Annotated in this window: 10 protein-coding genes; 4 read left to right on the top strand and 6 right to left on the bottom strand. The window is 67.8% G+C overall.

Annotated features, from left to right (window positions below):
- Positions 1 to 38 precede the first annotated feature (38 nt).
- Entirely contained in the window at positions 39 to 701 is a 663-nt protein-coding gene (locus tag IEW01_RS13380) for an HAD-IA family hydrolase (RefSeq protein ID WP_188528509.1), read from the top strand.
- A 31-nt stretch (positions 702 to 732) separates the two neighbouring features.
- Positions 733 to 1,935, top strand: a complete 1,203-nt coding sequence (locus tag IEW01_RS13385) for a DegT/DnrJ/EryC1/StrS family aminotransferase (protein ID WP_188528511.1) — start codon at positions 733 to 735, stop codon at positions 1,933 to 1,935.
- A gap of 85 nt (positions 1,936 to 2,020) precedes the next feature.
- Here the strand turns inward: IEW01_RS13385 and ppsA are convergent, their stop codons facing one another.
- The 6 genes from ppsA to IEW01_RS13415 form a co-directional block, all read right to left on the bottom strand.
- Complete coding sequence (gene ppsA, locus IEW01_RS13390; RefSeq protein WP_188528513.1) at positions 2,021 to 4,420, bottom strand: phosphoenolpyruvate synthase; 2,400 nt, start codon at positions 4,418 to 4,420, stop codon at positions 2,021 to 2,023.
- 146 nt (positions 4,421 to 4,566) lie between these two features.
- Positions 4,567 to 5,601 (bottom strand): glycosyltransferase family 2 protein, encoded by a 1,035-nt coding sequence (locus IEW01_RS13395; protein WP_188528515.1) that lies wholly within the window; start codon positions 5,599 to 5,601, stop codon positions 4,567 to 4,569.
- A gap of 1 nt (position 5,602) precedes the next feature.
- A complete protein-coding gene (locus tag IEW01_RS13400; protein ID WP_188528518.1) occupies positions 5,603 to 6,310 on the bottom strand; it encodes an FkbM family methyltransferase in 708 nt (235 codons plus the stop codon).
- Positions 6,311 to 6,338: 28 nt separating this feature from the next.
- Positions 6,339 to 8,672 carry a glycosyltransferase family 2 protein gene (locus tag IEW01_RS13405; RefSeq protein ID WP_188528520.1) on the bottom strand — a complete coding sequence of 778 codons (2,334 nt, stop codon included), beginning with the start codon at positions 8,670 to 8,672 and terminating at the stop codon, positions 6,339 to 6,341.
- The gene (locus IEW01_RS13410) at positions 8,672 to 9,304 is read right to left on the bottom strand and encodes a sulfotransferase (protein ID WP_188528522.1); all 633 of its coding nucleotides are present in this window, start codon (positions 9,302 to 9,304) and stop codon (positions 8,672 to 8,674) included. The genes IEW01_RS13405 and IEW01_RS13410 overlap by 1 nt, the downstream gene beginning before the upstream one ends.
- A complete protein-coding gene (locus IEW01_RS13415; RefSeq protein WP_188528524.1) occupies positions 9,301 to 10,335 on the bottom strand; it encodes a glycosyltransferase family 2 protein in 1,035 nt (344 codons plus the stop codon). The genes IEW01_RS13410 and IEW01_RS13415 overlap by 4 nt, the downstream gene beginning before the upstream one ends.
- A 218-nt stretch (positions 10,336 to 10,553) precedes the next feature.
- Between IEW01_RS13415 and IEW01_RS13420 the strand changes: the two genes are divergently transcribed.
- The gene (locus tag IEW01_RS13420; protein WP_188528526.1) at positions 10,554 to 11,465 is read left to right on the top strand and encodes an AAA family ATPase; all 912 of its coding nucleotides are present in this window, start codon (positions 10,554 to 10,556) and stop codon (positions 11,463 to 11,465) included.
- Positions 11,466 to 11,541: 76 nt separating this feature from the next.
- On the top strand, positions 11,542 to 12,789 hold the full coding sequence (locus IEW01_RS13425; protein WP_188528528.1) for a vWA domain-containing protein: 1,248 nt from the start codon (positions 11,542 to 11,544) through the stop codon (positions 12,787 to 12,789).
- The last annotated feature ends 73 nt before the right edge of the window (positions 12,790 to 12,862 follow it).

Genomic DNA, 12,862 nt, shown 5'->3' on the forward strand with positions numbered 1-12,862 from the left:
GAAAAGGCGCGGGCTCATTGGGATAGGCGGGAAGGCGCATGCGCACGGTGATCTTCGACCTCGACGGCACTCTGGCCGATACCTCAGGCGATCTCGTCGCCGCCGCCAACGCCTGTTTCGGCGATCTCGGCCTGGGCGATCTGCTCGATCCCGCCGCCGACGCGGCCACCGCCTTTCGCGGCGGGCGGGCGATGCTGCGGCTCGGCTTCAGCCGGGCCGGGCAGGGCGGCGAGGCGGAGGTGGACCGCGCCTTTCCCCGGCTGCTCGATCATTACGCGGCGCATATCGACGTGCACACGAAGGTCTACCCCGGTGCGGTCGAGGCGCTGGAGGGGCTCCGGCGGGCGGGCTACCTGCTCGCCGTCTGCACCAACAAGCCCGAGGGGCTGGCGGAAACGCTGCTGTCGCGGCTGGATTTGCGCGGCTACTTCGGCGCGGTGATCGGGGCCGACACCCTGCCCACCCGCAAGCCCGACGCCGCGCCCTACCGCGCCGCCGTCGCCGGGGCGGGGGGCGAGCTGGCGCGCTCCTACCTGCTCGGCGACACCGAGACCGACCGCGAAACCGCGCGCGCCGCCGGGGTGCCTTCGGCGCTCGTCACCTTCGGCCCCTCCGGGCGCGGCGTCGAGGCGCTGCTGCCCGAGGGGCTGCTCGACCATTACGACGATCTCGCCGGCCTCACCCGCCGCCTGATCGGTTGACGCCGCCCGCGCGCGCCCGCAGTCTCACGCCATGACGCAAGAGATATTCACCGGCAATTTCACCCAGACCGATCCGCTGCCGGCGCAAGCGGAGGCGGCGGCGCTGGCGGTGATGCGCTCGGGCCGGCTGCACCGCTACGCCGAGGCGCCGGATGCGCCGTCGGAGGTGTCGCGGCTGGAGCGCGCGTTCGCCGACTGGGCGGGTGCGCGCTATGCCCTCGCCGTGGCCTCGGGCGGCTACGCGCTCGCCACGGCGCTGCGCGCGCTCGGTGTGGGCCCGGGCGACAAGGTGCTCACCAATGCCTTCACCCTCGCGCCGGTGCCCGGCGCGATCGCCAGCCTCGGCGCGGTGCCGGTGTTCGTCGGCGTCACCGAGGCGCTGGTGATCGACCTCGAGGATCTCGCCGCCAAGGCCGGCGAGGCGCGGGTGCTGCTGCTCAGCCACATGCGCGGCCACATCGCCGACATGGACCGGCTGATGGCGATCTGCGACGCGGCGGGCATCGCGGTGGTGGAGGATTGCGCCCATACCCTCGGCGCGCGCTGGAACGGCGTGCTTTCGGGCCGTCACGGCGTGATCGGGGCCTATTCGACCCAGAGCTACAAGCACATGAACTCGGGCGAGGGCGGGCTGCTCGTCACCGACGACGCCGAGCTTGCGGCGAAGATGGTTCTGCTTTCGGGGAGCTACATGTTCTACGAGCGCCACGGCGCGGCCCCGCCGCCCGAGGCCTTCGCGGCGGTGAAATACGACATGCCCAACATCTCGGGGCGGATGGACAACCTGCGCGCGGCTGTGCTGCGGCCGCAGCTGGCCGAGCTCGATGCGCGCTGCGCGGGCTGGAACGCGCGCTACCGCGCGGTGGAGGCGGGGCTGCGCGGCACGCCGGGGCTCACGCTGATCGAGCGGCCGGAGGCGGAAGATTACGTGATGTCGTCATTCCAGTTCCTCCTGCTCGACTGGGTCGAGGCGGCCGTGCGGGCGGTGCTGGATGGCTGCGGCGCGCGCGGGGTGCAGCTCAAATGGTTCGGCGCGCCCGAGCCGCAGGGTTTCACCTCGCGCTACGGCCATTGGCACTACGCGGCGCACGACGCGCTGCCGCGCACCGACCGGGTGCTCGCGGGGCTGATCGACATGCGGCTGCCGCTCGCCTTCAGCCTCGACGACTGCGCCCTGATCGCGCGGATCATTTCCGAGGAGGTGACCAGGGTGGCCGGCTCAAGGCAGGAATGACGCCACGTTCCGGCCGCGTTGCCGGTGACGGCAGGCGGGCCGGGGCGCGCGCCCCGGCCCCACGCGGGCGCGCGCCCGCGTCGCCTCAGCCCTTGGCCTTCTCGGCCTCGGCCACGTTTTCCTTCACCGCGATGAAGCTGTCGGGGGTCACCGAGATCGTGTCGATCCCGGCTTCGACGAGGAACTTGGCGAAGGTCGGGTTGTTCGACGGCGCCTGGCCGCATAGGCCGACATAGCTGCCGGTCTTGTGCGCCTTGTCGATCACCGTCGAGATCATCCACTTCACCGCCTCGTTCGATTCGTCGAACAAATCGGCCAGCGTGCCCGAATCGCGGTCCACCCCCATGGTGAGCTGGGTGAGGTCGTTCGAGCCGATCGAGAAGCCGTCGAACCGGTCGGCGAACTGCTCGGCGAGGATCACGTTGGCGGGGATCTCGCACATCACGTAGATCTCCAGCCCGTTCTCGCCGCGCACGAGGCCGTGGCGGGCCGAAACCTCGAGCACCTTGTCGGCCTCTTCGAGCGAGCGGCAGAACGGGATCATGATCACGACGTTGTCGAACCCCATCTCCTCGCGCAGCTTCTTGATCGCCTTGCATTCGAGCGCGTAGCCCGGTTCGTAGCTCTCCGAGTAGTAGCGCGAGGCGCCGCGGAAGCCGATCATTGGGTTTTCTTCCTTCGGTTCGAACTGCTTGCCGCCGACAAGCTCGGCGTATTCGTTCGTCTTGAAGTCCGACATGCGCACGATGACCTTGTTGGGATAGGCCAGCGCCGCGATCCGGCTGAGGCCGCGCGCGAGCGTGTCGATGAAGAATTGCGACTTGTCGTCGTAGCCCTTGGTCAGTTCCTCGATGAAGTCGCGGTCGCTTTGCTTTTTCACCTTGTCGAAGTGGATCAGCGCGAGCGGGTGGGCGATGATCGCGTTGTTGATCACGAATTCCATCCGCGCGAGCCCGACGCCGTCGATCGGCAGGCGCCACCAGCGCGCCGAGGTCGAGGGGTTGGCGAGGTTGAGCATGATCTTGGTCTTGGTCTCGGGAACGTGGGTGAGATCGAGCTCTTCTACCTCATACTCGGCAAAACCCTCGTAGATCAGCCCCTCGTCGCCCTCGGAGCAATCCACCGTGACGTCTTGCATGTCGTGCAGCACGTGGGTGGCGTTGCCGGTGCCGACGATCGCGGGCACGCCCAGTTCTCGGCTGACGATGGCGGCGTGGCTGGTGCGCCCGCCGGAATCGGTGATGATCGCCTTGGCGCGTTTCATGATCGGCACCCAGTCCGGGTCGGTCTGGGTGGTGACGAGGATCGCGCCGTCGGTGAACTTGTCGATGTCCTTGACGTCTTCGATCAGGCAGATCGTGCCGGTGGCCACCGCCGCGCCGACCGAGAGGCCCTTGAGCAGGATCTTCTCGTGGCTGGTCACGCTGAAGCGTTTCATCGCGCCGGCCTGCACCCGGCTCTGCACCGTTTCGGGCCGGGCCTGGACGATGTAGATGCCGCCGTTCACGCCGTCGCGCGCCCATTCCATGTCCATCGGCTGGCCGTAGTGGTCTTCGATCGTCTTGGCGTAGCGCGCCAGTTCAACGATCTCCTCGTCCGACAGCACGAAGGCTTCCTTCTCGGCCTTCGAGGTGGGCACGTTCTTGATGTCGCCGCCTTCGAGCCCGGCGTAGATCATCTTCTTCTCTTTCGCGCCGAGCTTCTTCTCGATGATCGGCGTCACGTCCTTGCGGTCGAGGAAGGGTTTGTAGACCTGGTATTCATCCGGCGTCACCGCGCCCTGAACCACGTTCTCGCCCAGCCCCCAGGCGGCGTTGATCAGCACGGCATGGGGCCAGCCGGTTTCGGTGTCGATCGAGAACATCACGCCCGAGCCGCCGATATCGGAGCGCACCATCAGCTGAACGCCGATCGACAGCGCCACGTCGAGGTGGCCGAAGCCCTGCACGTTGCGGTAGGAAATCGCCCGGTCGGTGAACAGCGAGGCAAAGCACTTGCGGCAGGTCTCCAGCAGGGCCTTTTCACCCACCACGTTGAGGTAGGTTTCCTGCTGTCCCGCGAAGGAGGCGTCGGGCAGGTCTTCGGCGGTGGCCGAGGAGCGCACGGCGACGGAAGGGTTGTCACCGCCCACCCGGCGGCCAAGCTCGTGATAGGCCTCAACGATGGCCTTGCGGCTGGCCTCGGGGAATTCGCCCGCGATCACCGCGGCGCGCACCTTCTTGCCGGCCTCGGGCAGCGTGATCTTGCCATCGTCGAGTTCAGACATGGTTTCTTCGATCACGTGATGAAGATCGTTGGCCTCGATGAAGGCGCGGAAGGCGTCGGAGGTGGTGGCATAGCCCGGCGGCACCTTGATGCCGAGCGGTTCGAGCTGCGAGACCATCTCGCCGAGCGAGGAGTTCTTGCCGCCGACGAGGGCGACATCTGCGCGCCGGAGCTCTTCGAACCAGATGAGCTGACGGATGTCTTGGGAGGCTGTGGCCATGATTGCGGTCCTTTCTGTGAAAGTTGCCCCGTGCCTAGCCTGTTTCGCGCCCCCGGGCTTTGACCCGTATCAAGGTTTGAGCGCAATGGACGGATTGCGCCACCCGCGTGCCGATCGGGGTGTTTTCGCCCCCCGGTCGGCGGCCCTCAGCCGGTCGTCGGCGGGCGGGTGAAGGCGAACAGCCGGCGGGCCTCGTCGGGCGGGACGACGCGGGCCGGGGGGGCGAGCAGCAAGCGGCCGAAAAGCGCGCGGTTCGGCTCGTCGGCCATCAGCGCGGCGAACCGCGCCTTGCGCCAGGCCACCGCCTCGGCGTGCAACCGGGCCAGCACCGGATCGGCGCGCAGCCGCGCGAGGTGCGGCGCGCGCAAGCCCTCGGCGGCCCGGATCGAGCTGTCCTCGACCTGGCACCAGTTGCGCTCGGTCCAGTAATCGAGCCCCAGCGCCTCGCCGCCATGCACCGCGCGGCCCCGGTCGCGCTTGACGATGTAGCTCTCCATCGCGCCGAGCGGGTAGTGGTTGAGCTGGGCGAGGCGGTAGTTCCTGCGTCCGAAGGGCGAGAAGATCTGGCCCCGGCGAAAGCGCGGCTCCAGTTCGCGGCCCTCGCCGTCGAACCAGCGGGCGGTGTCGGCGGCCTCGGTGGGGGCGCGCGGGCGGTGCACGCCGAGCTTGCCGTAGGCCCCGGCGTTGCGGAAAAGCGTCTTGAACATGAAGGCGCGCCAGGGCCAGACCATGACCTCCGGGGCGGCGCGGGTGAATTGCTCGGTGATCGGCCGGTCTTCATAGTCGCGCCGCCCGCAATTGCCGAACAAACGCCAGGTGAGGGTGATCGCATCGGCCACGGGCAGGGCGGCGCGGAGGGCGGTAAGGCTGTGGTCGCCGACATGGATGTTGACGAACTCGTCGATGTCGAGCGTCATCAGCCAGTCGGCGCCGCGCACCAGCGGGTGGGTGTCGGCCCGTTTCATCGCGGCGAACTGCACGCCGCCCTCGTGCGGGCCGGGGTTGGGCAGGTGCACGATCTCGCCCAGGTCCGCCAGCCGGTTCAGCATCGCGTCGGTGCCGTCGTCGCAATCGTTCGACAGCACGAGGAAATCGGTGAAGCCGACGCCCTTGTGATGGGCGAGCCATTCGATCAGGAAGGCGCCTTCGTTGCGCACGGTGAGCACGGCGGTGGCGCGCATCTTACCAATCTCGCCGGAATGTGACGACTTTCTTGTTCGAGGTCTTGGGGAAAAAGGTCAGACCAGCGGCTTGGAACGCATCGAAAACCGCTTGCACCCCGGCCTTGCCGATCCACTGCGGATGCAACTCCACAACCCCAAGGCGGACGGTGGAAAGATCCATCAGCGGCACCAGATCGGCCTCGGCGCCCTCGATATCGCAAACCACGACACTCGGCGCGATCGCTTTCATCTCGGTCTTGATGTTGAGCACGGACACCTCGTGGCGGGCGACGACCGGGCTCGTTTCGCCCGCCGGGTTTTCGTCGAGCGAAGAGGCGGAAAAATGCGCGCGTTCGTAGAACGTGGTCTTGCCCTTGCGTGCGCCGAGCACCGCGTTTTTCAAGATCACCCGGCCGGATACCTCGTTGAGCGCATGAACCCGCTCGATATAGGGAATCATCGAAGGATTGGCCTCGAAAGCATGAACCTTGCTGGCCTTGCACGACCGCGCCATCAGGGTCGACATGAAGCCGATCCCGGCGCCGATCTCCAGTGCCACGTCATCGGGCTTCACCAAGGCGCGCACCGCGTTTGCCTCGCGTTCCTCGTATTGGTTCGTTTTCAGGAGTCGGCGGGTTCGTTGAGAGATGAATCGCTCATCGTCGGGAAAGCGCAGGCCCCGGCAGCGCAAAAACTGCGTCTGGGGCTGTTCGGCGGATGTGTTCATGCTCTGGATCCTTCGAAGTGCAGGGCGGTCAGCTCTCCATGTCGAGCGCCAGCGCGAAGGCGACGCGTTCGAGCTCGGTCAGATCGGTGCCGATCGCCTGGGCGTAAAGCTCCTGGAATTCGGGCATGGCGTGCAGTTCGGCGGCCTTGGCCTTGTGCCATTCCACGCCCGCCTCGTGCAGCCGCTTGACCTGCGCGTCGGCCATCAGCCGCGCCATCTCGGCGCGCAGGCGGGGGATGTTGCGCTGGATGGTCACGTCCTTGTTGCCGCCCCAATCCATCCGCACCCAGTAATTCAGCCCGATCGAGCGGTCGACGTGCAGCGCCCGGCCGCGCTGGCGCTTGACCAGGAAGCTTTCGGCCGAGCGCAGCGCGTAGTGGTTGAGCTGGAGCATGTCGTAGCCGATGGTCTTGAGATCGGAGCGCCAGCCCTTCTCGTGATAGGTTTCGGTCATCTCCTGCCCCGAGCCGTTGACCCATTTCATCTTCGGCTTCATCGCCGGGTCGAGCTTGTTGGGCCGGTGGCAGGACAGCTTGGCATAGGCCCCCATGTTGCGGGTCATGGTCTTGAAGCCCCAGGTGGTGTGGGGCTTGGGGCAGTATTTCGGCGCCGCGCTGTCGAACTGCTCGATCACCAGCCGGTCCTCGAACCGCTCGATGCCGTTGTGGCCGAACAGCCGCCACGTCATCGCCACGTTGGTGGCGTCGGGCACGCGGTCGAGAAAATCGGCGAGGGTGCCGTTGCCGACGCGGATGTTGATGAATTCGTCCACGTCGATGTGGATGACCCATTCGGCGTTCCGGATCACCGGCTCTTTCAGCGACTTGTTGAGCGCGTGCTGCTGGGGCGAATTGCCCTTCCAGTCGTTGTTGTAGCGGTGCTGAACGATGCCAAGCTCCTGCAGCCGGTCGAGAAGCTCGTGCGTGCCGTCGGTGCAATCGTTGGTGTAGATCAGGAAGTTGTCGACGCCGATCTGGCGGTGATAGGCGATCCATTCGAGGATATAGGGCGCCTCGTTCTTCATGCAGCCGACGATGACCTTGCCGCTGCTGCCCTCGGGCAGATCACGCGCCGGCAGCTCCGCGAAGGCCTCCGCCGGGTCTTCCTCGTTGACCCGGCCGAGCCGGTTGTGCGGCGCGAAACGCCCGCCGCGCAGGTGAAAGAAGTTCTCCTTCGCCCGGTCCGAGAGGATCTTCTCGGCGGTGGGGGTCAGGCCCTCTGCGTCGGAGGCTTTCTTCACCCCGGCCCCGGCCTGGGCTTTTTTCGCCTTGCGCGTGGCATCGTCGATCCGCGGCAGGAAGGCGGCGGCGTATTGCGTGGCGCGGAAGCCTTGCCCCGGGTCGGCCTCGGCCCAGGTGCCACGCGCGCGGTCGCGTTTCAGGCTCGCCTCGGTGAGCGCGGGGTGGGCCTTCACCAGCGCCCGGTTGTCTTTCTCGAACCGCTTGGAAAAGGCCGAAAGGCGGGCCGCGGGGATCGGCTCGCCGGGAATGGCCACTTCGCCCAGAAGCGTCTTCCACAACGGCCGCGGGATGACCCGGCCGGTGCCCAGCAGCTTGACGAACACGCCGTTGAGCGCCCGCCACCGCGCCAGCGTGGCGGCCGAGGGCAGCGGCGCGGGCGGGGCCGGATCGGCCTTGCCGATATTGCCCTCGATCCCCAGCATCCCGCGCAGCTCGTCGATGATCTCGCCGGACTGGAAGCGGTCCGGCGCGTAGGGCCGCAGCACCACCTTGCCGGCGCCGAACACCTCTTCCCAGCGCGCGACGAGGCGAGCGTAATCGAGCCAGTGCGGCACGCCCTGCAACTCGGGAAAATCCTGAAGCGCCGGGCTGATCCGGGCCCAATCCTTTAACGCGGCGGCGCGCCAGTCGGCGGCATCGGTGAGCGCAAGCTCCTGATCGAGCGAGGCGGTGCGCCCCTCCTGCACCGCCTGCGCATAATGGCGCAGGAGCACGCGGGCCTGCTCGTCGACATGGGCGAGGATCGTGATGTCGTCCGAGACCGTGCCCAGCAGCGCCTTGAGCCGCTCAAGTTCGGAGCGGTTGGGCAGGGTGGCGAGCTGGTGGGCCGAGAGCAGCACAACCTCCGGCGCATGGCGCGCCACTTCCGCCTGCAGATCCTGCGTCACCACCCGCCTCAGCCGCTCCTGCGCCGCTGTCGCCGCGAAGCCGCGGGCAAAGCGCAAAGGGTCGACATGGCCCGGGTCCGACACCGCCATGTAGAGCCTGGTGTGGTTCTTGCGCCCCGCGCCGCCGGCGAAGAGTACGCCCTTTTGCAACAGCTGGCCGCGCTTGTCGTCGAGCACGGCCTGAAGCCGGGCCGCGCCGCAGTGGGGCAAACCGATATGCAGGATGATCCGCATCAAGCCTCGCCTTCGCCGGGGTGGTTCTCGTTCCTGTTCGCGGTGCCCCACCACGGCAGCTCGATGCCGAGGAAGGCCGCGATCTTCGCCTGCGCCTCGGGATCTTCCACGTCGTATTCCATGAAGTCCTCCGCGCCCGCGAAGACCTGCCGGCAAAAGGCCGTGTGGCCTTCGATCCAGCGTTCCAGCTCGCCGGGCTTCTTGCCGTAGCCTTCCGGCAGGCCGGGCACCGCATGGATCGGCAGACGGCGCTTGCCGAGGTTCGACCAGCGCCGCATGCTGTCGGCGTGTTTCGCCGGGTCACGGTGCGAGAGGATGAACTTCGCGCCGGGGTAGAGCGCGCGGATCGCCGCGAGCAGCGCCCAATCGGTCTGCGGCCAGAGGTTCTTGCCGTCGCGCACCACCTCGATCTCGGTGAAGGCGTTGAAGTCGGTGAGGTAGTGCAGCGGATCGCCGCTGTCGAACCAGCCCTGGTACATCAGCTTGCCGACGAAGCCGCGCCGGCTGCTCTGGCCGGGGCGGATCTTCCAGTCCGCCACCCGCATCCCGGCGCGTTTCAGCGCCTCGCCCAGCGTCGTGGTGCCGGATTTAGGCAGGCCGAGGTTCACCACCCTGAGATCGTCGGGGATCATGCCGGCGCCTCCCCGATCAATTCCATCAGCGCCAGTTCCGCCGGGCTTTCGTGCGGCAGGGCCAGAAGCCGCGTGCGCAGCGCCTGGTAATCCGGGTCGGCCATCAGCCGGTCGCGGGTGGCGCGGTGGGCGGCGACGGCCTCGGCGTGCAGCGCCGCGACCTCCTTGTCGGCCATCAGCCGCTTCATCTCGGCGCGCAGCCGGGGCAGGTAACGGTGAATGCTCTTGTCCTCGATCGCCGGGTCGTTGCGTTCGCGCCAGTAGGAGTCGTCGAAATTGCGGTTCTCGCGGTTCACGTCGCCGCGATCGTTCTTGACGAGGTAGCTGTCGAGCGAGCGCAGGGCGTAGTGGTTAAGCGTGGCAAAATCGCGCGCGCCCCGGGCGGGGAACTTGCGGATCCGCCGCTTGTTGCCGGCGACGCGGAATTTCCACGGCACGTCGCGCCCCGATCCGTCGGTCCAGGCCGGGCGCGCGTCCTTTTTCAGCCCGTCCTTCATGAAGGGCCGGTGCGCGCCGTAATACTTCACCGGAAAGCCCCTTCGGATCAGCGTCTTGACCTCCTGCGCCGTCTCGGCGCACCAGATCTCGGGGTTGTGCGAGCGGGTGAACTGCTGGATCACCGGGCGATCCTCGTAGGCTTCGATGCCGCCGTTGGCGAAGAACTGGAAGGTGACCGAGATCGCGTGCGGGTTGCCGCAGGCGTCGATCAGCTCGGGGATCGTGCCCTCGCCGACATGGATGTTCAGAAACTCGTCCACATCGGCGATCCAGACCCAGTCCGCCTCCAGCACCAGCGGCTGTTTGCGCGCATCCTTCAACGCCTCCATCTGGTAGTTGCGCCCCTCGGCGGGGTTGGGCAGGTGGGTGACCACGCCCAGCTCGGCGAGCCGGTCGAGCAGACGGTCGGTCGCGTCGCTGCAATCGTTGGAATAGAACAGGAAATCGGTCACCCCGATCACCCGGTTGAAGGCGATCCACTCGATCAGGAAAGGTCCCTCGTTCTTCACGCAAGTTACGGCGGTGATGCGCATGGTCACGCCCCCGCCCGTTTTTTGCCGCACATGAACATGGCTCCGCCTGATACCCGCTTGCCCGCCCCGGTCTGACGCCGGATTGTTGACATAACGTGTGCCAAGCCCCGGCGGAAAAATCAATCTTTTCGCAATTGGATACAAAACCACCCCGCTCCGGGGGCTTGACCCGGCGCGCGCCTCCATGTCCCATGAGGTCGCGTCAGGGAGGCAGCGCGATGACCACGATACCCGACAGCATCGAGGGTGTGCAGGAGATGCTCGCAGGCGAGAACTACGTCGCGGGCCGGGCGCTCGCCACGGTGGCGTTCCTCGCGCTCAGGCTCGGCCGGCCTCTGTTTCTCGAAGGCGAGGCGGGTGTGGGCAAGACCGAGATCGCCAAGGCGCTCGCCGCCGGGCTCGGCCGCCGCCTGATCCGTCTGCAATGCTACGAGGGGCTCGACGCGGCGTCTGCCGTCTACGAATGGAACTTCCCCGCGCAGATGGTGGCGATCCGCACCGCCGAGGTCACCGAGGGCACCGACCGGGGCGCGCTCACCGACGAACTCTTTTCCGACCGGTTCCTGATCCGCCGGCCGCTGCTGGAAGCGATGTCGCCGCAACCGGGCGGCGCGCCGGTGCTGCTGATCGACGAGATCGACCGCACCGATGAGCCCTTCGAGGCCTTCCTGCTGGAGGCGCTCTCCGACTACCAGGTGACGATCCCGGAACTCGGCACGGTGAAGGCGCCCGAGCCGCCGATCGTGATCCTCACCTCCAACCGCACCCGCGAGGTGCACGACGCGCTCAAGCGCCGCTGCCTTTACCACTGGGTCGATTACCCCGGCTTCGAGCGCGAGATGGAAATCCTCGCCGCGCGCTGCCCCGAGGCCGCGGAGCAACTCAGCCGCGAGATCGTCGCTTTCGTGCAGCGGTTGCGCACCGAAGACCTGTTCAAGCGCCCGGGCGTGGCCGAAACCATCGACTGGGCGAAATGCCTGCTCGCCCTCGACGTGATCGCGCTGTCACCGGAGGTGATCGCCGACACCATCGGCGCGATCCTGAAATACCAGGACGATATCCAGCGGCTGGCGGGGAGTGAGGCGGTCCGCATCCTCGACGACAGCCGCAAGGCGCTGGAGCAGGCGTGATGCCCCTTCATCCTGGCAAAAATACCTCGGGGGTGCGGGGGCAGAGCCCCCGCGTGGCCGGGACGGCGCGCTAGCGATGGCACTTCCCCCGCTCGACCTGCCCGACAACCCCCGGCTCACGGCCAACCTCGTGCATTTCGCCCGGGCGCTCAGGGCCGCCGGGCTGAAGGCTGGGCCGGGCAAGGTGATCGAGGCGGCGCGGGCGGTGGCGGCGGCGGGCTTCACCGAGAAGGTCGATTTCTACTGGACGCTGCACGCGGTTTTCGTCTCGCGGCCCGAGGAACGGCGGGTGTTTGCCCAGGTGTTCCGGCTGTTCTGGCGCGATCCGCGCTACATGGAGCACATGATGGCGCTGATGCTGCCCTCGGTGCGCGGGGCGCAGGAGGAGCGCGCGGCGCGGCCGGGCGAGAAACGCGCCGCGGAGGCGCTGCTCGACGGGCTGGAGCAGAATCTGCCCGAGATCGCGGGCGAGGAGGGCGGCACCGAGATCGAGGTGGATGCCACGCTCACGATGTCGTCGGAGGAACGCCTGCGCAGCCTCGATTTCGAGCAGATGTCGAATGCCGAGATGGCCGAGGCGCGGCGGATGCTGTCGCGGCTCGAACTGCCGGTGAAGCCGCTTGCCTCGCGCCGCACCCGCCCGGCGCGCCTCGGCCGGATGCCGGACTGGCGCAGCACCATGCGCGACGCGGCCCGCCGGGGCGGCGAGCTGCGCGACTTCGCCACGAAGGCGCGGCGGACCCGCTGGCCCAACCTCGTGGTGCTGTGCGACATTTCCGGCTCGATGAGCGCCTACAGCCGCATCGTGCTGCATTTCCTGCACGCGGTGGCCAACCGCAAGGGCCAGGGATGGGCGAAGGTGCATGGCTTCACCTTCGGCACCCGGCTGACCAACATCACCCGCCACCTCGCCACCCGCGACGTTGACGCGGCGCTGGCGGCGGCGGGGGCGGAGGCGCAGGACTGGGAGGGCGGCACGCGGATCGGCGACTGCCTGCACGCCTTCAACCGCGACTGGTCGCGCCGGGTGCTGGGGCAGGGGGCGGTGGTGCTGCTGATCACCGACGGGCTCGACCGCGACAATCCGGAGCGGCTGGCGCGCGAGATCGAGCGGCTGCAGCTGTCGTCTCGCCGGCTGATCTGGCTCAACCCGCTTTTGCGCTGGGAGGGCTTCGCGCCGAAGGCGGCGGGGATCCGGGCGATGCTGCCCCACGTCGACGCCTTCCGCGCCGGCCACAACATCGCCTCGCTCGAAGCCCTCGCGGAGGCGATCTCGCGGCCCGACGACGCGGGCGAGAAGGCGCGGCTGATGGCTTTGCTCTAGGGTCGCATTGGCTGGCGCCAATCCGACCCGGGCGAGGGGGCGCTGCCCCCGCGCACTTCTGGACGATCCGGCG

This window comes from Sinisalibacter lacisalsi (assembly GCF_014640115.1).
GTDB classification, from domain to species: Bacteria; Pseudomonadota; Alphaproteobacteria; order Rhodobacterales; family Rhodobacteraceae; genus Sinisalibacter; species Sinisalibacter lacisalsi.

Excerpts from the sequence above, each read along its gene's own strand:
- IEW01_RS13380 (WP_188528509.1), top strand. The coding sequence starts at position 39 with ATGCGCACGGTGATCTTCGACCTCGACGGCACTCTGGCCGATACCTCA.
- IEW01_RS13385 (WP_188528511.1), top strand. The coding sequence starts at position 733 with ATGACGCAAGAGATATTCACCGGCAATTTCACCCAGACCGATCCGCTG.
- ppsA (WP_188528513.1), bottom strand. The coding sequence starts at position 4,420 with ATGGCCACAGCCTCCCAAGACATCCGTCAGCTCATCTGGTTCGAAGAG.
- IEW01_RS13395 (WP_188528515.1), bottom strand. The coding sequence starts at position 5,601 with ATGCGCGCCACCGCCGTGCTCACCGTGCGCAACGAAGGCGCCTTCCTG.
- IEW01_RS13400 (WP_188528518.1), bottom strand. The coding sequence starts at position 6,310 with ATGAACACATCCGCCGAACAGCCCCAGACGCAGTTTTTGCGCTGCCGG.
- IEW01_RS13405 (WP_188528520.1), bottom strand. The coding sequence starts at position 8,672 with ATGCGGATCATCCTGCATATCGGTTTGCCCCACTGCGGCGCGGCCCGG.
- IEW01_RS13410 (WP_188528522.1), bottom strand. The coding sequence starts at position 9,304 with ATGATCCCCGACGATCTCAGGGTGGTGAACCTCGGCCTGCCTAAATCC.
- IEW01_RS13415 (WP_188528524.1), bottom strand. The coding sequence starts at position 10,335 with ATGCGCATCACCGCCGTAACTTGCGTGAAGAACGAGGGACCTTTCCTG.
- IEW01_RS13420 (WP_188528526.1), top strand. The coding sequence starts at position 10,554 with ATGACCACGATACCCGACAGCATCGAGGGTGTGCAGGAGATGCTCGCA.
- IEW01_RS13425 (WP_188528528.1), top strand. The coding sequence starts at position 11,542 with ATGGCACTTCCCCCGCTCGACCTGCCCGACAACCCCCGGCTCACGGCC.